The following is an 18350-nucleotide window of genomic DNA, read 5'->3' on the forward strand; positions in this document are numbered from 1 at the left end:
TAAACCAAGGTTAATCAGAGTTTTATTTTACAAAACGAAAACAACGTGCGACAGATTTCAACATGTAACAACCATGAATGTAACAAAAATTTAGATTATGAAACCACAATTGATTGAGTTAACAGTCAAATATCACAACTTGGGCGTATTTTTTCGATATAATAAACTAATTACTGTAGTGTCCGTTTTGCACCACACACTATAACGAAGCACTATAAATGCTCGAAATCACAAGAGGCTTTTATGAAGCAGAGTAAAACTCGCCTACCGAACCTATTGCAGGTATTCATCGCGTTAGGACTATTTCTATCCCTTGCTTTTTCCTTTACTGCAAAGCTTGACCTTCCAATTCAACTTGCCTTGTATATTGGCTGGTTCATTATCATGGTTCTTGGTATTCGTCTTGGACACCAATACAAAGACTTAGAAAAAGCAGCACTCAAAGGAATATCCAATGGCTTAGGCGCGGTTTTAATACTTTTAGCCGTTGGCGCTCTTGTTGGTACTTGGATCTCAGGCGGGATCGTACCTACTATCATTTACTATGGTCTGAAAGCTATCCACCCTTCTATCTTCCTTTTAGCGACCATGATCATCTGTTCTCTAACTGCATTGGCGACCGGTACTTCTTGGGGTGCTGCGGGTACAGCAGGTATCGCGATGATGGGTATCGGCCAAGGCCTAGGTGTTCCAGCACCGATTACTGCAGGTGCCGTGCTGTCAGGCTGTTACTTCGGTGACAAGATGTCTCCTCTTTCTGATTCAGTGATTCTGGCTTCTTCAATGTCTGGTGTTGAAGTGGTTGAACACATCAAGGGCATGCTTCCAGTTGCGTTAATCAGCTACGTGATTACAGGCATCATGTTTACTGCGTTTGGTTTCCACTACGCGGGCAACGTTGACATGAGCCAAGTAGACTCTGTCATCAAAGCGATGGAAGTTCAGTTCTACATCACGCCTTACTCATTCGTTCCGGTACTTATCGTGCTTGGTCTGTTGGCTTTCCGTATGCCTTCATTCCCGGTCATCAGTTTTGGTTCTCTGCTGGGTATTATCTGGGCAGTCATGATCCAAGATATCGACTTCCTAACGGCATTCAACACGGCTTGGGCACCGTTCTCAATCTCATCTGGCGTAGAGTTTATTGATTCGATTCTTAACCGTGGCGGCATGTCTTCAATGCTAGGTTCAGTTGCGGTTATCGTATTTGGTCTAGGTTTCGGTGGCTTACTGGATAAAGTGGGCGTACTAGAGACAATCGCTAAGGTGTTTGAGCGCCGCGTAAACAGCGCAGGCTCACTAGCGACGAGCACAATTGGTACGGCCTTCATGGGTAACGTGTTCGGTTCTGCAATGTACGTATCGTTAATCCTTACGCCAAAAATCTGTGCGAAAAACTACGACCGTTTAGGCTACAAGCGTAAGAACCTATCGCGTAATGCTGAGTTTGGTGGCACGCTAACGTCGGGTATGGTTCCCTGGAGTGATAACGGTATCTACATGGCGAGTATTCTTGGTGTTGCGACGCTGTCTTACGCACCCTTCATGTGGTTAAGCTTCATCTGTATCATCGTGACTATCGTGACATCTTACATGGGTTGGTTCGTTGATAAGTGTGAACCAACAGCACCAGTGTTTGAAGCTGAAGAAGCGACCGAGTTAAGCAAGCAACAAGCTTAAGTTCAGGAGCTAACGCTTTCGAACGTAACTCAAAACGTTAATGGATAAATGCAAAAAGAGCGCCCTAGAGCGCTCTTTTTTGATCTGCTGATTTACTTATTTATCTATTTATTGGCGGTTCGTTTACCCAACCAGTAACCGATACCTAACGGAGCAAAGAACACCACTAAGATAAACAGGATGAAGTAGATAATCACACCTTTGATTAACTCCATCAGTTTATCAATCGCAAGTACCACCACCTCTTGAGAGACGCGATCAAGGTCTTGTGTGAACAGTTCTCTCTCTGAAGTCACAATACCCGCAATCTCGATGCGCTCTTTCGCAATCATCTCTACAAGTGCTTCTCTCTCACGTGTCACCATTTTTTCTAAAGCCACACGTTCATCGCTCAACATCGCTAATTTTTGGTCGGTTTTATCACTGAGGTCGTTGAGCAATGGTTGCATTTCTGTCGACATAATAGAAGCCAGTGTTTGCATGTACTCCGGATTGTTCTCAATGAAGTCTTGCATGCTTGCTGATGTTTGACGAAGGCTTTCCAGCGTCATCGATAGGTCTTCACCCGTTAGTGAGCTATTCAATGCAACCAACTCCGCCTTCCACGACATCAGTTTTGGTGTCTGGTCAGCCATAAGGCTTAAACGATCAGATGCGTCACTCATTGCTTCTGGCATGGTGCCTAAGCTCTGGACGATTTGCGATTCGTCTTTACCAAGGTAATTTAGCCATTCACGGTAAGCAGGTGTGCTTCTGAATGTGAGGTCTTTAAATGGGTGGCTAGCAGAAAACTGCGCAACGAACGCTTTGCTGTTTTTGAAATCACTCGAGCTCAATACACCCTTTGCCAGCTTCTCGGCTTCTTGATCAAGAAAACGAGCGGTCTCTACTGCATCATCCGTCGCGAACAGATCCGCGCCGTCGCCTTGGCTATAAAACTGATTCATTTGGGCAGTGAAAACCCACGAGTCAATTAACGCAGACATAGGGGAAGTTTGGTAAGCCGCTTGTTGTAAGCCCTGCTCTGCATGGATCTTCCAAAGCAACACATAAGATTGATGTAAGGTGTCATCAGCAGGGTAAGATTGCGCGATGAGATCGGCCGAATCTTCTACTCGTGTAAAGAACATCTTGGCGTATTCACGCGTCATGATCCGAGCATTTAACTCTTGTTGAGTGAGAGGCGTCGTTTGACTATCTAACTTAACTTCTAAGAGAGAACAACCACTTAGCACAATGCTAAGCACCAACACCATCCAACTTCGACTCGAAACTCGTAACATATAAACCTCTGACAAAGACTAAGGGCGCTGATTGTATGAGCGCTTCGTCATAGTATTGTCAAAAATCCTGTAAAAGTTAACGCTGACTGTCTAAATATTCATGAGCAGAATCCACAGAGGCTTTTATAGCCTGCTCTAGTTCAGCTAAATCATGTTCACTGATCGCTCTGGACTGCTTCATTGTCATTTCAATGGTTGCGGCAATGATGGCTAACCGAGACGCTTTAATACTGCCAGCCACGCCTTTTAAGCTATGTACAATGCGAGCCGCGGAGGTTTCATCTTTGGTCAACAAAGACTTAAACTTCTCGTAGTCACCTGCGTGGTCTTGTACAAACACACCAAGCAAGAGTTCGACAGACTCAGCATCACCATCGAGCGTTTCTAACATGTCTTCGATATCAATCGCAGGCTTTGAATCTGTGACACTGGCAACGTGTTTCTCTACTACTGGCGCCTGTTCAGGGACTTGCTGAATAGAGTATTGCGGTACAACGGGTTGGCTTGTAACGTTAACGCTCTGCGGAGGTTGAGAGTCGGAAGACTGGCGCGTTGGCCTGTTCTCGGATACATAAGCGTCACTATCTGCTTGTTTCACTGCTGAGGAAACAACATCGCTATAAGAAGCGTCTTCCTTACTTGAATTAATTTCTAGTTCAGAGCTGAGTTCTTGGTCTGCTTCTTTCATCGTTTTTGTGGACCTAACGCCCCAAAACACTATCCCGCTCATCGCCACCAAGCTTAAGCCTAGCATCACCAACAATAGGTTGAATTGACGATCATGGAACTCAGCTTCGAGTTTTATGATCTGTTCATTTACTGAGTTTTTCTTAATCTTATCAACCAAATAGTTAAGCTGAGCGTAATCACTCAACAATGCTGACGCATCAGCCAGTAGTTGTTGGAGTGCATCTTGTTCTTCGTTTTCTAAGGAATAAGATTTTTCTAGAATGGAATCAAAGGCGCGATAAGTCGCTGACGAACTTTGATTTTCAGAATACATGGCTTCAAATACCACAACACCGAATTCGTTGAGGAGCGGTTTTAGCTTAGGGGAAAGCTCTTTATCAGCACGCAACATCTTAATGTTATCAACAATGTCTTGAACTTGGCTTTCGATCGGAATGAACTCATCGAACTTTTCTAGGAACTGATCGGCTACGTACAACAGTTGGTTCACATCAGGACGAAACAAGGCGTGTTGGAAATCAGATTCAATCTGCAGTCGGATCGAATAAACTAACTGAGCGTCGAGTGCGAGATCATTGATACGAGAGACTCGAAGCGGTTCTGAGAAATAGAGCGATTGCCTCAATTCGTTGACTCGAATACCGAGCTCTTCGATTTGAGCAAGAGAATTGGTGTAGGAACGGCTTAGATTAAGAAGAGCCAATGAAGGAAGTAGCCACAGAGCCAAGAGCACAACCAAGAAGGTCGCTGGTTTTTTAAAGCGTTTGGGCTTTGCTACTGATTGTTCCATCTATATTCCTTGTGCGTGTTAACTTGAAGCCATGACACTTACTAAAAGATTGAGCACAAAATAAGCGACAACATCCTGCTGCCGCTTTTATCCGTTAACTTCGGACTATGACTTATTGCGAGTCAGTTGGTCACGTAAGTTCGGTGGAGTGCCTTTAATCGTAAGCGTGTCTGTCTCCGGATCGTAAAAGATACGTTCACCTAGAAGCAGACTATCAAAACTAACATTCAAACCGCCGCCAGCACCAACAAATTTTGTTAGTTTACGCATAGTTGCGCGATCGGCTGGGAAGCTGTCTTCTAACTCGTAGCCTTGCTCACTAGTATAGTCAAAGAAGCTGGTGCCATCTGTGCTTGCTGGCAACTCACCAGAAAGTTCACGAACTTGCACTTCATCACCGGCTTTAAGCTGCTCGTTACAGTAATCCGCAACCTGCTTTTTGTAGCTGATCGCTTCTTCTTTTTCCAATTTAGAGTCAGAAACGAAGTCTTCTACCGCTTGCATCAGTACTTGGTTTTGCTGTTTCGCATCCAAACCGACTTCAGCTTGTAAGAAATCTAAGAAGAAATCCGCGACTTTACGGCCAACACGTCCTTTAATATAAGTTAAGTAACGGTTTGACTCTTTATCAGTCTCATAAGTAGAAAGGTCTAGGCGAGCCGCGATATCCATTTTTGAGATATCAAGGTAGTCAGTCGCACTAATATCAAGCCCTTCAGTTACCTTTAGGCTTTGGTTTGAAGGCAATAAACCAATGAAAAGGTAATCTGTTGCAAGTGACTGATATTCAGCCATTACCAAGATACCTTCGTCTGCGAAGGGGTACTTTGATAGTTCGTCTTTTAGACGTTGCGCACTCTTTTGAGAAAAATCGTAAAAGTTTGTCTCACCAGCTCGAAGTTGATGCAACCACTGCTGGAATTCGCTGTCAGATTTGAAAGAACCAAACCCTTTGCCTGCTTTTGAATTAAAAACACGGTGAAGTTCAGCAACTAGGCTTTCAGATGAAGCATCGTTTTCTAGAGATTCAGCACGATAGTTAACAATCAGCTCATCCTGATCGTTCTTACTCAGCTGGTGTAAAATTACGTTGGAAAGGTGAAGGCTCATAGTGAAAATATTACCGTTCAGGTTTCAGTTGTCGTGCATAGTAGGTTATCATAAGCCGCTTTTACTATCATTATTAGAGTCCTTATGCCGATTATATCTAAATACACAGATGATCAAGTTGAAAAAATCCTAGCTGAAGTAGGTGCTGTACTATCTAAGCACAAAGCTTCGCCAGAACTTTCACTGATGATCGCTGGAAATATCGCAACCAATGTCTTAAATCAGAATGTTGCTGCTTCACAACGCAAAGGAATTGCTGAAAAATTTGCCGAGGCTTTAATTTCTTCTCTTGAAGATAAAAAGTCTCACTAAATTTGATTGACGGATAAAAGAATTATAAATGGTAGACAGCGCAAACTCATATAGCGATCGTGTATCTCGACTGGTTGGTTGGGGTCACTGGTTTGCATTTTTCAACATCATTGCTGCGATGTTGATTGGTACTCGTTATATTACTCAATCTGCTTGGCCAGAAACCTTGCTAGGCCAATTCTATTTGGCTGCATCGTGGGTTGGTCATTTTGGCTTTTTAGTGTTCGCGCTCTATCTATTAGTGCTGTTCCCGCTCACTTTTATTCTTCCGTCGAGGAAGTTATTACGTTTGGTTGCCGTTATCTTCGCGACCATAGGTTTAACTGTCCTACTGATTGATACCCAAACGTATCAAAATATAAACCTCCACCTGACGCCTGTCGTGTGGGAGGTTTTATTCAGTGGAGAGGAATCTGCATTCACGTCTGATTTGCAGCACCTCTTCATTGTTATGCCGCTTATCTTCTTGCTGCAACTCGGTCTATCTGAATGGGTTTGGCGTAAGCAGCGTAAACTGTCTCATAAACACATTGGCCGTCCGATTACTGCCGTCTTCTTCTTGTGTTTCATCAGCAGCCACTTGACCTACATGTGGGCTGATGCGTACTTCTATAACCCAATTACTAGCCAGAAAGCGAACTTCCCACTGTCTTACCCAATGACAGCGAAAAGCTTTATGGAAAAACATGGCCTATTAGACCGTGAAGAGTACCTTGAGCGTTTAGAAGCGAACAAAGAGAATGTAAACCTAGTTAGCTACCCGCTAGAAAAAATTCAATACAACCGCCGCAGTGATGATCTTAATATCCTGATGGTGAGTGTGAACAACCTTCGCTCTGACGCTCTTAATGCGACAGCGATGCCAAACAGCTATGCCTACGCACAACAGTCGATCAACTTCACCAACCACTACAGTTCAAGTAACGATATGTTTGGTATTTTTGGCTTGTTCTACGGCCTACCGAGCAGCTACGCAAGCAGCATTGAAGCTCAGGGGTCAAGCGCAGTATTGCTCGATGTTTTAGAGAATCACGATTACAAGTTCGCTGCTTTCAGTGGCGACAACTTTAGTGATGCACTGTACTCGGATATCATCTTCCGAGGCCGTGATGTGATGCCAGAGCAAGCAACTTATGATGACCAGAGTGCCATAAAAGCTTGGTCTAACTGGATTCAATCACCGCAAGCTAAACGCCCTTGGTTTAACTTTATTGAATTAACCACACTGGATAACTTCGCCAGCTACGATTCAAGTTCAGAGTCGGACTCTACGCTAACGACAGCAGAGCGTTTTGCAGCAGACTATCAAAAGTCGGCGACAGCGGCCGATGCTCAGCTAGCAACTATCTACGCTGAACTGGAACGCTTAGAGCTTGCCGATAACACGGTGGTTATCATTACCTCTAACCACGGTACTGAGTTTAACGAAACCAAAACCAACAGCTGGGGTGCAAACTCCAACTACAGTCGTTATCAGTTACAAGTACCACTGTTTATCAGCTGGCCTGGCAAGTCTGCTTCTGAATACACCCACCGTTCTAGTCATCTAGACGTGTCAGTAACACTGATGCAAGAGCTATTGGGTGTATCTTCGAACCCAACAGATTTCAGTAGTGGTCGCAGCCTGTTTAATGAACGTAACAGAAAGTGGATTCTCGCGGGCGACTCTCGTGAACTTGCTCTTGTTACTGACCAGCAAACAACGGTGTTGGATAAATTTGGTAACTACAAATTGTACGACCAAAATTACAAGCGCCTGAAAAACGTAAGCCCTCGCTTACCTGTGTTGATGCAAGGCCTGACAGAGCTACAGCGTTTCTACACAAAAAATGACTAAATAATCAGCAAACAGCAAAGGGAAGCCAATGGCTTCCCTTTTTTATTGCCGTGAATGATTAGAAAACAAGCAACAAAACAAAATTATGAAAATTAAGGGTTTACAAGATCCTCCACCCCTTATATTATTAACGCCACTGGAGGGATGGCTGAGTGGTCGAAAGCACCGGTCTTGAAAACCGGCAACCGTTAATAGCGGTTCTAGGGTTCAAATCCCTATCCCTCCACCACATTAAAGAAAGCCGCTGAGAAATCAGCGGCTTTTTTGTATCTGGCGTTTGCGTAAAGAACTTACGTATTTTCCACTACGCCACCTTTCGGCTCACTTCAAAACGCCCAATCAATTGGTCTAAACGGCTCAATGCATTGCCCATCAAGGACACTCGACGTGCGAGTTGCTTAGTAGACAGTTGTAAGTCAGATATTGAACGTTGGGCTTTATCTGCCGTTTGTCCATTTTTCTGACTGTTTTCATCTAAGTTAGACATCGTGGTAAAGAGGTCACTCACCGCTGATTGAATTTGCTCACTGCGAGCATTTGAGTCGACTGTTAAGTTTCCTTTACTCACATTCTCGACACCTCGCTCCATGGACTCAACAGCACTGCGAGACTTACTATGCAGCTCTTTCATTAGGTCACTAATATGGTTAGCAGCTTGTGAAGTTCGGTCAGCCAGAGTTCTTACTTCAGAAGCGACGACAGAGAACCCTCTCCCGTGTTCACCTGCTCTTGCCGACTCAATGGCCGCATTCAAGGCCAAAAGGTTAGTCTGCGCGGTAATGTCAGTAATGATATCTATAATGTCAGACACCTTAGTCATTTCATTATTCACCTCATTCACGCTATGCGCCGAGCTTTCTACGATATTGCGAACAATCTCCATGCCTTCGACGGACTGATTGTACTCCTTCTCTGCGCTCAGGACGGCTTGTTTCATCACCGTGTCCATTTGCGTTGCTGAGACACTCGCATGAGTAATTTCGCTCTGTTGATACTGACTCAACTGAAGCATATTGCTTAACGCTTGTGATGCATCATCACTGGTTTGCTTCATCACGACACTGCGACGAAACATCGATTCCGAAACCTCTCTAACTTCGTGACTCGCATGGATCAACTCACTCACCGTGTTATCTAAATTGTCGATAAAACTGTTAGTCCAGCGCCCTAAGTTGCCAAGTTCATTATGACTGAATGTGGTGGGATCAAGTCTCCGACTTAAGTTGCCATCACCTTCAGCTAAGGTCTGCATTACCCCGGTCATTTCGTGAATCTTCTTCGCTAGTGGTTTAGCGCTAACTAAACGGAATAAGCCCAATGAAAGCAACGCGCAAGCGAACATAATGCCACTCTGTATAAAAGGTGTGAGTGTATAAAGGTTGGCAAACAGTAATGGAACAAATAGAGGCAGTAGCATGCAGCTGATGAAGTGCTTAGATAAGGTATAACTTAGACTTCGGTCTCTGTAGACCTCTTCTAAATCGGACTCACACATCATGCCAAAGGTATCTGGTGAACCATCCAATTGAAAGGTGATACCTTTGCCAATAACGGGTATGTGGCGATAGTCGGAATACCCGGGATAATCTATAAACAGGTTACTGCCATTTTTAATGGTTTCTCTCACGCCTGGGTGAAGCTGATTAGTGGCTGGGTCTGTAAAGCGAATCTCAAATTCGGTGTGGTGCTGAATCTTAACCGTTCCCCAATCAGTATGAATCCCTTGCTTTAAGTTCTCGCCGTGTGAAAAGGTATTATCTTCAAAGCGAGAACGAGAGAGCGCAACACCCGGCTGAGTATGAGGATCATGAATGGAGTCGACCATAAAGATATAGTTATCACCCGACTCGCTATAAATATGCCCCGCTTCTCTCTGAATAATGTCACCAATAACATCATTTGGAACACGACCACATAAGAATTGTTGTGGCCCTTCATCCCGAGAAAATGGGACATAAAACATCAACGTCACTTGGTCATGAAACGATGAACTCGAGGCCCCTACGTTCAACGTGCGTGGATCCATATACGGCCCATGAAGATAACGCTTTGAAGCCCCTTCAACTAAAGCCTTCTTGTCTCCAAGAGTAACCCCTATATGTTCATGATAACTCGATGCTTGTGCGATCCCCTTGGCATCGACGATCGCCAACTCAGAAAAATCCGTACTGCGTTTAAGAAGACTAGCTAACGTCCCCTGAGCTTGTTCTTCCGTTCGACTTGCTAAATAAACCGCAGAGTCTTCTAAAAAATCCCATTGATTCTTGACCCAATTATGCAGAAGTTGAACTCGCGTGTGAGCAATACTTTCAAAAGCTTGTTCAAGCTCTTCCGTCCTACTTCTATTGAGGAAACAAGCTCTGCGCATAGCCAGTTTTCCTGTTGCGCCAAACCAATTAAGCCAACTACGTTCCTTGTCCGTCAGGTTCATTTTTATCCCTTGTGTTTTTATAGACACATGGGTAAAGCAATTTACAGACCACAATTAATCACACAAATACGTAACTAATTAATAAAAAAGAACTTTAAATGATCCATAATGGTGCAGCTGTGTCTTTTATGGTGCAATATGCGCTTATTTCACACCATCATTTCAATGAGCTATCAGGCGCCAATTTGAGAGGCTAACTGTAAACATGATAAGCCGCTTTTAACAGTTGCATGTGAATCGGCACCAGATCTTGGTGTTGAGTGCGGTATCCGCCACCGACTACGCTGGCCATCGGAATAGACTCTGATCTCGCTAATTCAATCATGAAACAGTCGCGTTCAAATATCCCTTGTGTCGAGACATTCAAATAACCCAGTTCATCGTCTTGATGGATATCGATCCCCGCATCATAAATAATCAGATCAGGTTGATGGTGAGCAATCGCTAACTTAGTGACTTGTTCAAAACAACGTAAGAACTCTTCATCCTCTGTTTCACGACTTAACGACACATCTAAATCAGATAGCGGTTTTCGTGCAGGGAAGTTTTTGTCGCAGTGGAACGACAGAGTAATGATGTCGTCGTTCTCTTGGCAAAGAGTTGCTGTGCCATCACCATGATGAACGTCGCTATCAACGATCAGCACTTTATCGATATGTTCAAAGGTCAGCGCGTGTTTTGCCGCTAAGACCAAATCGTTCAACAAACAAAAACCACTGCCAAAATCATGATGCGCGTGATGATAACCACCACTCAAATGAATCGCTAAACCACTCTCTATTGCCATTTCAGCGGCCAAGCAGGTTCCACCACTTGAGTAGAGTGTTCTTTCGATAAGTTGCTCACTCCAAGGGAAACCGATGCGTCTCATCTTTGCTGCAGGCAAATTACCAGATACAAGCAAATCGACATATTCACTATCGTGTACCTGCTTTACTTGTTCTATCGAAACAGGCATTGGTTGGCACACTTCAAACTTGCTCTTCCATCGAAGTTCACTATCTATCAGCGCCTCAACAGCACTATGCAACAACTGATATTTGTTAATTGGGTAACGGTGACCTTCTGGTAAAGGTAACTGCGAATAGATTGGGTGGTAAATTAAAGGAATCATAATCAGGCTAATTGCGTATCTTTCTCAAAATCATAACAGTCTCAGACTTGGCGACAACCCTAATTAATGATAATGATTATCGCTACCATTAATTAAAGAAAAGAGATAACAATGAAAAACGTAATACTCATCTTTGGGGTGATCTGCGGCTCAGCGGCAGCAGTAATGATTTTTGTAGGAATGCTAATGGCCAGTTGGTGGAGCGTTGATTTTCTCGTGTTAAGCCATCAAACTTAACTAATTGAACTGAAAAGGAATCACCATGAGCGTTATTTTTATTACTGGAGCGAACCGCGGCATTGGCTTAAGCCTGACTCGACAATACTTGGAAAGTAATCACAAGGTGTACGCGACTTATCGTGATGACAATTCAGCAAAAGAACTGCTCTCACTCGCAGACCACAACACCAACCTTACCTGTATTCAATTAGAGATAACCGATTACCAAGCAGTAAGCCAACTCCCTTCGCAAATAGAGTCGATTGATATCTTGATCAACAACGCTGGCTACTATGGCCCTAAAGGCTACGGGCTGGGTAATACCGATGTTGAAGAGTGGCGTCGTGTATTCGAAGTCAACACCATCGCTCCACTAAAGCTTGTCGAAACGCTATTGCCTTTACTCAAAGACAGCGATATCAAAAAGGTCGCTTGTTTATCCTCTAGAGTCGGCAGTATGTCAGAGAACACCTCAGGCGGCGGTTACATCTATCGCTCCTCTAAAGCCGCTCTAAACTCCGTGGTGAAGAGCCTAAGCAACGACTTAACCGATGATGGCTTTACGGTGTTAGCACTGCATCCAGGTTGGGTGCAGACTGAAATGGGTGGCCCTAATGCTCTGATCGACACCGACACTTCAGCTTCCGGCCTGATTGAAGTCATCGAGTCAGCGAATACCGAAGTGAGTGGTCACTTCTTCAATTTCGATGGCAGCGAAATTGACTGGTAATCCACAGATGAATGCAGGGCATCTCTCAAACCTAGTTAAGCACTCAACGCTGTTTTGTCTAACAGTGATGCTAGCTGGCTGTTTCAGTGATGGCCCCGGCGACTTGTTCGACGACTATCAAACAAAGATAGCCAGAGTACAAGATGCTGACGAGATAATAGAGGAATGGGAATTTGAAAGCCTACCGAGAAAACGAGAACTGCTGCTTGACGTGCCCTCACTCTCTATCGGCCTCATCGACAGCTACCAGCTTCGTCAGTGTGGATTGTTCAATCTGATTGCAGAAAGAAATTCGGTTCTGGGCAAGGTCGCGGATGAGTTTCGTAATTACGATTATCAAGTCGCGCTACTTGAAGGCGTGGGCAAATGTTTATCCAGTAATGAATTAGACCCAGAGATCGTAGAATTACTAAGAGAAATTGAGCAACAGAAACTCGCACAGTTTCCACTGCATCAATGGAATCTCATCTATGCCAGCGATGCTATGCAGTCACAAATGCGGGGTAGTCAGTGGTTACGCGCTGATATAGGCGATCAGGTACGACAAACCAGTGATGCGTTAGAACACATCAATCAAGCGTTAAACACATCGCTCGTTTCCGGCAAAACCACTGAGGTTCAAGAAGTATTAGAGAAGAGTTCGACCCTTGGGGATTTATACTACTCGCTCGCTCGGGCGTCAGTTGAGCTTGATACCATCACCAAACAGCTGACAACTTTTGATGACAATATCATCTGTGGTAAACAACGAGACACGACCAAGTTTCGCTATCTCAACAATGTGTTCGAGCAGCAATATATAGGCAAAGTTCAGCCGTACATGGCGCAATTAGATGGCTACTATCAGCAGTTAGCCCCGCAACTTGGGATGTTTGACGCACAACCTGAACTACACAGTTATTACTTTCCCATCAAAGATGCGCATCACGCCTTTCGATCATCCACTCGCCGCCATGTTGATTATTGGCAGCAGCTGTTTAAACGTTGTGGCCGTAAAGTCGGTCGCTAATCCTAACCTCAATAAGTCTTAGCTTTTAGTGCTCTTTTTAGCGGAAGTACCTTTCTTAGCATACGTACCTGTCTTGGCGTAAGACTTCTTCGCCCCACCGCCTTTACGGCGTTTGAAGGCAGGTCTCTCGACTTTAGGAAGGTGGCGGAGTGATTCAGGAACTTCTCCCGTTTTTACTTTACCCATTAAACCATCAATCTTGCTTTCTAACGCTTGCATGAAAGGCTGATACGCTTGATTTCGTTCTGCCATGCCTTGCAGCTGGTGCTCCCAATGTGCCGTCATGTCTGGGAAGGTAGAATCCTCAGGTAAGGCATGAATCAAGCCTCTGCCCGCAGGGCTACTGTGAATACTCTTACCTTGGCGCGTTAGCAGCTGCCTTTTGAATAGAGTATCTAGAATACCCGCACGGGTTGCTTCTGTGCCAAGGCCATCGGTTTCTTTCAAAATGGCTTTGAGATCTTTGTTCGCAACAAAACGCGCGATACCTGTCATCGCTTGAAGCAATGTCGCTTCCGTGAAGTGTTTTGGTGGCTCAGTTTTCTTATCACCAATCACGCCTTCACGGCACGTCAACACCGTACCTTTATCCAATGGAGGAACCGTATCCGTGCCATCCCCTTTTTCTTCGGTATCCGTTTTACCCATCAACACCTTCCAACCCGGGTTGATAAGCTGACGCCCTTTTTCGATGAACACGCCACCAGCGATATCAAAGACCAGCTTAGCATCAGCAAAAACCGCAGGTGGGTAAAACTGCATTAGATACTGACGAGCGATTTGCTGATAGATTTTCATCTCGTTGGCAGACAGGCCGTTCACCGATGATTTCTTCGGTGTTGGAATTATTGCGTGGTGAGCATCGACCTTACTGTCGTTCCATGCTTTGGATTTAAGAGAAAGATCCGCACCTTGAGCACCACTTTGCAGCTCTTTGGCATTGTTAGCGATAGCGTCTACGATCGACTCTCGCTGTGAGTAGTGCTCTTTAGGCAAATAGCGGCTATCAGAACGTGGGTAAGTGATGAGTTTGTGTTTCTCGTACAATGACTGACACGTATCTAACACCTGTTGAGCACTCATACCAAAACGCTTAGACGCATCAATCTGCAAGGCTGACAGCGAGTAAGGCAGTGGCGCAGCTTGTTTACTTTGCTTTTGCTCTGATTCCGTCACCGTCGCGGGTTGATTCGCAATTCGGTTAGCCACATTCTCAACCAGCTTTCGATTGAGCACGCGCCCTTCTTCATCTTGCCATGGTTTACATGCTTCGCTTGGCTTCCAACGCGCACGAATATCAAAGCTCTGGCCGTGATTTTGATAAGGGATCAAAGCGTGCAAAGTGAAGTAATCTTTCGGAATAAAGTTTTCGATCTCTTCATCGCGCCTTACCACCAAACCAAGTACAGGCGTTTGTACTCGCCCGACCGACAACACACCTTGGTAGCCAGCCTTTTGACCGAGTAAGGTATAAGCACGAGTCATGTTCATGCCATACAGCCAATCGGCTCTAGAGCGCGCTAATGCGGAAATAGAAAGCGGAATAAAGTCACGGTTGCTGCGCATTTGAGAAAGTGCACGTTTTACGGCAGGTAAGTTCAAGTCGCTGATCAGTAGCCTGTCCATCGACTCTTTCTTAGCCTTAGAGACTTTGCAGTAATCAATCACTTCATCAACCAGCAACTGCCCTTCTCTATCCGGGTCTCCGGCGTGAACAATTTGAGTGGCGTCCTTCAATAGCTTTCGGATCACCGTGAGCTGTTTGCTTGAAGTCTTACGCGGTCTTAGCTGCCATTGCTCTGGCACAATAGGAAGATCGGCTAAGTTCCACTTCTTATAACGGTCATCATAAGCATCCGGCTCAACCTGCTCCAATAAGTGTCCAATACACCAAGTCACCACATCCCCGTTACCACATTTGATAAACCCTTGGTCTTTCTTCTGTGGATTAGGCAGTGCAGCGGCGATCGCGCGGCCGAGGCTTGGTTTTTCAGCAATAATAAGGCGAGACATGTTTTTCCAGATGCTACAAACAATTAGAGCCACATTATCTAATGTGGCTCTAATAAATCAAGAAAAACTGGTTGTTTATACAGTTAGCATTCCACTATTCAAGCTTCAGCTTTCTTTATAAAAACTCAACGAACTTAGAGAAGTCGCGCTCTGGCACTTTCATTGGTGTACAGCCTGGAGTGCCTAGGTATAGGAAGCCAACAATTTCATCGTCGCCTTCTAGGCCAAATGCTTGGTGTACTTCTGGGTGGAACATCCATTTACCTGAGCGCCAAAAGCCTTGGAAACCTTGTGCGACTGCGGCCATTTGCATCGCCTGTGCAGCACAACCCGCAGACAGATGTTGTTCGATAGCAGGCACTTTCTCGTGCTCAGTTACTTTGGCAATCACAGTAATCACCATCGGAGCTCGGAACGGCGCTTTTTTTACTTTCTCGATAACCGCTTCTTCGCTGTCATCCGCTTCAGCGGCGCGCACCAAGATGTCTGAAAGCTTTTGTAGGCCTGAACCTTGCGCGATAACAAAGCGCCATGGTGTTAGTGCACCGTGGTCTGGAGCACGCAGCCCTGCTTTGATGATGTTTTCTAACGCCACACCTTCAGGTGCCGGATCAGAGAGTTTTGCGATTGAGCGTCTGTTGAGCAATAGATCCAAAGCATCCATTTGAAGTCCTTACTATTTCTTTATTATTTGTATACTTGAACTTTAGCACAGAATACAAACGATAATAAATCTCAACGGCTGTCCATTTAGGCTAGATTCGAAACAATAAAGGCTCCTAAATCTATGACTTAGGAGCCTTGTTCAAAATCTAACTCAGCAAATTAAGTAACAATATCTACTGATAAGATTACAGTTTGATAGCTGATTCTATAACTTAATCGCTAGCTCAACACCTTGACGAATTGCGCGTACTGCATCCAATTCACCCGCGTAATCGGCGCCGCCTATCACATGCAGTTTGCCACCAAACTCTTGCCACATGTCTTCGAATGGACGAACTGACACCTGACCTGCACATACGATAACCGAGTCAGCATCCAGCACCTGCTCTTTCTTACCAACGCTGATATGCAGACCTTGGTCATCAATCTTGTTGTAGCTCACGCCACCCAGTAGATTAACACCGCGTTTTTCTAGTGTGCGTTTGTGAATCCAGCCTGTAGTTTTGCCCGGACCTTTACCAACACGACCCGCTTTACGCTGCATCACCCACACCGTTTTATCGCTGAATGAATCAGGGTAAGGGTAAAGTCCGCCTGGGTGTTCCATATTCTTATCGATGCCCCACTCATGCAGCCAATCGTCTAGGCTGTGTGAAGTCGGTTCTGTCAGCATGGTTGCCACATCGACACCAATACCACCAGCACCAACAATCGCGACCTTTTCGCCTACTGGTGTCTTTTCACGAATCAAGGTTTGGTAATCGACCACGTTTTCTTGGTCAATGCCCTCAATATCGAGCTTTCTTGGCTCTACGCCAGCCGCCATCACGACTTCATCGTACTTCAACAACATCTCAAACGTTGCTTCAGTATCCAATTTCAAATTCACACCCGATGCGTCGATTTGGTTAGCAAAGTAGCGAATCGTTTCTCTGAATTCTTCTTTACCCGGAATCTGCATTGCCAATCTAAACTGACCGCCGATACGGTCATTTTTCTCAATCAAGTCAACCTTGTGTCCACGTTGCGCTAAAGTCGTGGCACACGCTAAACCTGCAGGGCCTGCGCCGACAACTGCAATGGTCTTAGTCGCTTGCGCTGGCTGAACAACAATTTCGGTTTCGTAACAAGCGCGTGGGTTAACCAAACAGCTCGCGCGTTTACCTTTAAACACGTTATCAAGACAAGCTTGGTTACAGCCGATACAGGTATTAATAAACTGAGCTTGGTCTTGAGCCGCTTTATTAACAAAATCCGGGTCTGCCAAGAATGGACGCGCCATAGACACCATATCAGCCTGCCCAGAGCTAAGAATACGTTCGGCCTCTTCTGGCGTATTAATTCGGTTACATGTCACCACTGGGATCGACACGTATGGTTTCACTTTTTCCGTCACCCAAGAGAATGCGCCTCGTGGTACTTGCGTCGCGATAGTCGGAACACGTGCTTCATGCCAACCGATACCGGTATTGATAATAGTCACGCCTGCTTCTTCCAGCTTTTGAGCCAATAAAACAACATCTTCAAAGGTGCTGCCTTGCTCAACCAAATCCAGCATCGACAGTCGGAAAATAATAATGAAGTCGTCACCCACTGCTTCGCGAATCGATTTAACAATCTCCAGCGGGAAACGCATGCGCTTCTCATAAGAACCGCCCCATTCGTCGTAACGCATATTGGTACGTTTACAGATGAATTGGTTAATCAAGTAACCTTCAGATCCCATAATCTCAATGCCGTCGTAACCCGCGACTTGGGCGAGTTCGGCACTGTTGGCAAAGGCACCAATGGTCTTTTTAATCTGACGAGGGCTCATCTCACTTGGAGCGAACTTAGCGATAGGCGCTTTAATGCCAGACGCACTTTGCGCAAATGGGTGCATGGCATAGCGGCCAGCATGCAGCAACTGAAGGGCAATCTTACCGCCATGCTTGTGCACGGCCTCGGTAACAACTTGGTGAGCTTTTGCATGCTTCACTTTACTGAATTCAGCACTAAATGGGGTTAATCTGCCACGTAAATTAGGAGAGAAACCACCGGTAACAATAAGGCCAACGCCTCCTTTTGCTCGCTCTTCATAAAACGCGGCGAGTTTGTGGAGACCTTCTTTATTTTCTTCTAAACCTGTATGCATTGATCCCATCAATACACGGTTACGTAACTGGGTAAATCCAAGATCGAGTGGTTCAAGTAAATGTGGGTACATGGCAGACATCACTTCTATTATTTTATCCTTGTGGTCTGACCACAGTATAGTTCAATCACCAAAAGTTCAAACAACCGTTTACATTTTTGTAACACCGATCATAATGCTGCACGTATTAATCGTTCAGAAGCCCTTAATTTGACTACACTTAATGAGAATATATATCGATTAACAATTCTTGGTGTAGTTTGAGCTTGGGAATTATCGTAGGATACTAAGCAGTTCATATTATTGAGATTAATGGTACTACGGCTTGTTAA

General features: G+C 45.0%; 14 protein-coding genes and 1 tRNA gene. 7 read left to right on the plus strand and 8 right to left on the minus strand.

The window, feature by feature from the left end; translation table 11 throughout:
• Positions 1-243 precede the first annotated feature (243 nt).
• Positions 244-1680, plus strand: a complete 1437-nt coding sequence (gene nhaC, locus AB4503_RS01665; RefSeq protein ID WP_372113458.1) for a Na+/H+ antiporter NhaC — start codon at positions 244-246, stop codon at positions 1678-1680.
• A gap of 104 nt (positions 1681-1784) precedes the next feature.
• On the opposite strand, the gene AB4503_RS01670 is transcribed toward nhaC, so the two are convergent.
• The 3 genes from AB4503_RS01670 to yejK form a co-directional block, all read right to left on the minus strand.
• On the minus strand, positions 1785-2963 hold the full coding sequence (locus AB4503_RS01670) for a hypothetical protein (RefSeq protein ID WP_017065980.1): 1179 nt from the start codon (positions 2961-2963) through the stop codon (positions 1785-1787).
• Between the two features lie 76 nt (positions 2964-3039).
• Positions 3040-4443, minus strand: a complete 1404-nt coding sequence (locus tag AB4503_RS01675; RefSeq protein ID WP_372113459.1) for an Hpt domain-containing protein — start codon at positions 4441-4443, stop codon at positions 3040-3042.
• A gap of 105 nt (positions 4444-4548) precedes the next feature.
• On the minus strand, positions 4549-5553 hold the full coding sequence (yejK, locus tag AB4503_RS01680; protein WP_017061190.1) for a nucleoid-associated protein YejK: 1005 nt from the start codon (positions 5551-5553) through the stop codon (positions 4549-4551).
• Positions 5554-5637: 84 nt separating this feature from the next.
• Between yejK and AB4503_RS01685 the strand changes: the two genes are divergently transcribed.
• From AB4503_RS01685 to AB4503_RS01695, 3 genes are all read left to right on the plus strand, one after another.
• Positions 5638-5865 (plus strand): YejL family protein, encoded by a 228-nt coding sequence (locus tag AB4503_RS01685; protein WP_017068253.1) that lies wholly within the window; start codon positions 5638-5640, stop codon positions 5863-5865.
• 28 nt (positions 5866-5893) lie between these two features.
• On the plus strand, positions 5894-7702 hold the full coding sequence (locus AB4503_RS01690) for a DUF3413 domain-containing protein (RefSeq protein ID WP_017065981.1): 1809 nt from the start codon (positions 5894-5896) through the stop codon (positions 7700-7702).
• 138 nt (positions 7703-7840) lie between these two features.
• Positions 7841-7931 (plus strand) — tRNA-Ser (locus AB4503_RS01695).
• A 75-nt stretch (positions 7932-8006) separates the two neighbouring features.
• Here the strand turns inward: AB4503_RS01695 and AB4503_RS01700 are convergent.
• Positions 8007-10133 (minus strand): methyl-accepting chemotaxis protein, encoded by a 2127-nt coding sequence (locus AB4503_RS01700; protein ID WP_102398078.1) that lies wholly within the window; start codon positions 10131-10133, stop codon positions 8007-8009.
• A 193-nt stretch (positions 10134-10326) separates the two neighbouring features.
• A complete protein-coding gene (locus AB4503_RS01705; protein ID WP_372113462.1) occupies positions 10327-11247 on the minus strand; it encodes a histone deacetylase in 921 nt (306 codons plus the stop codon).
• Positions 11248-11358: 111 nt separating this feature from the next.
• Between AB4503_RS01705 and AB4503_RS01710 the strand changes: the two genes are divergently transcribed.
• Genes AB4503_RS01710 through AB4503_RS01720 form a run of 3 tightly spaced genes read left to right on the plus strand, consistent with a single transcriptional unit; the run spans position 11359 to position 13205 of the window.
• On the plus strand, positions 11359-11484 hold the full coding sequence (locus AB4503_RS01710) for a hypothetical protein (RefSeq protein ID WP_017063447.1): 126 nt from the start codon (positions 11359-11361) through the stop codon (positions 11482-11484).
• Positions 11485-11509: 25 nt separating this feature from the next.
• The gene (locus AB4503_RS01715) at positions 11510-12196 is read left to right on the plus strand and encodes an SDR family oxidoreductase (protein WP_017059372.1); all 687 of its coding nucleotides are present in this window, start codon (positions 11510-11512) and stop codon (positions 12194-12196) included.
• Positions 12174-13205: a DUF3080 domain-containing protein gene (locus tag AB4503_RS01720; protein ID WP_372113464.1), complete on the plus strand. Its 1032-nt coding sequence runs from the start codon at positions 12174-12176 to the stop codon at positions 13203-13205. The genes AB4503_RS01715 and AB4503_RS01720 overlap by 23 nt, the downstream gene beginning before the upstream one ends.
• Positions 13206-13223: 18 nt before the next feature.
• Here the strand turns inward: AB4503_RS01720 and AB4503_RS01725 are convergent, their stop codons facing one another.
• From AB4503_RS01725 to AB4503_RS01735, 3 genes are all read right to left on the minus strand, one after another.
• Positions 13224-15218, minus strand: a complete 1995-nt coding sequence (locus AB4503_RS01725; RefSeq protein ID WP_372113466.1) for a DNA topoisomerase III — start codon at positions 15216-15218, stop codon at positions 13224-13226.
• A 115-nt stretch (positions 15219-15333) separates the two neighbouring features.
• Positions 15334-15882, minus strand: coding sequence for an NAD(P)H nitroreductase (locus AB4503_RS01730; RefSeq protein WP_017059376.1), 549 nt, complete (start codon positions 15880-15882; stop codon positions 15334-15336).
• Between the two features lie 207 nt (positions 15883-16089).
• The gene (locus AB4503_RS01735) at positions 16090-18099 is read right to left on the minus strand and encodes an NADPH-dependent 2,4-dienoyl-CoA reductase (protein ID WP_017070327.1); all 2010 of its coding nucleotides are present in this window, start codon (positions 18097-18099) and stop codon (positions 16090-16092) included.
• Between the last annotated feature and the right edge of the window lie 251 nt (positions 18100-18350).

Origin of the sequence: Vibrio sp. 10N.222.55.B11 (assembly GCF_041473705.1) — a bacterium.
In the GTDB taxonomy this organism is placed as follows: Bacteria; Pseudomonadota; Gammaproteobacteria; order Enterobacterales; family Vibrionaceae; genus Vibrio; species Vibrio crassostreae_C.

What these genes read in the sequence shown, in the direction of transcription:
- nhaC (WP_372113458.1), top strand. Translation starts at nt 244, where the DNA reads ATGAAGCAGAGTAAAACTCGCCTACCGAACCTATTGCAGGTATTCATC.
- AB4503_RS01670 (WP_017065980.1), bottom strand. Translation starts at nt 2,963, where the DNA reads ATGTTACGAGTTTCGAGTCGAAGTTGGATGGTGTTGGTGCTTAGCATT.
- AB4503_RS01675 (WP_372113459.1), bottom strand. Translation starts at nt 4,443, where the DNA reads ATGGAACAATCAGTAGCAAAGCCCAAACGCTTTAAAAAACCAGCGACC.
- yejK (WP_017061190.1), bottom strand. Translation starts at nt 5,553, where the DNA reads ATGAGCCTTCACCTTTCCAACGTAATTTTACACCAGCTGAGTAAGAAC.
- AB4503_RS01685 (WP_017068253.1), top strand. Translation starts at nt 5,638, where the DNA reads ATGCCGATTATATCTAAATACACAGATGATCAAGTTGAAAAAATCCTA.
- AB4503_RS01690 (WP_017065981.1), top strand. Translation starts at nt 5,894, where the DNA reads ATGGTAGACAGCGCAAACTCATATAGCGATCGTGTATCTCGACTGGTT.
- AB4503_RS01700 (WP_102398078.1), bottom strand. Translation starts at nt 10,133, where the DNA reads ATGAACCTGACGGACAAGGAACGTAGTTGGCTTAATTGGTTTGGCGCA.
- AB4503_RS01705 (WP_372113462.1), bottom strand. Translation starts at nt 11,247, where the DNA reads ATGATTCCTTTAATTTACCACCCAATCTATTCGCAGTTACCTTTACCA.
- AB4503_RS01710 (WP_017063447.1), top strand. Translation starts at nt 11,359, where the DNA reads ATGAAAAACGTAATACTCATCTTTGGGGTGATCTGCGGCTCAGCGGCA.
- AB4503_RS01715 (WP_017059372.1), top strand. Translation starts at nt 11,510, where the DNA reads ATGAGCGTTATTTTTATTACTGGAGCGAACCGCGGCATTGGCTTAAGC.
- AB4503_RS01720 (WP_372113464.1), top strand. Translation starts at nt 12,174, where the DNA reads ATGGCAGCGAAATTGACTGGTAATCCACAGATGAATGCAGGGCATCTC.
- AB4503_RS01725 (WP_372113466.1), bottom strand. Translation starts at nt 15,218, where the DNA reads ATGTCTCGCCTTATTATTGCTGAAAAACCAAGCCTCGGCCGCGCGATC.
- AB4503_RS01730 (WP_017059376.1), bottom strand. Translation starts at nt 15,882, where the DNA reads ATGGATGCTTTGGATCTATTGCTCAACAGACGCTCAATCGCAAAACTC.
- AB4503_RS01735 (WP_017070327.1), bottom strand. Translation starts at nt 18,099, where the DNA reads ATGTCTGCCATGTACCCACATTTACTTGAACCACTCGATCTTGGATTT.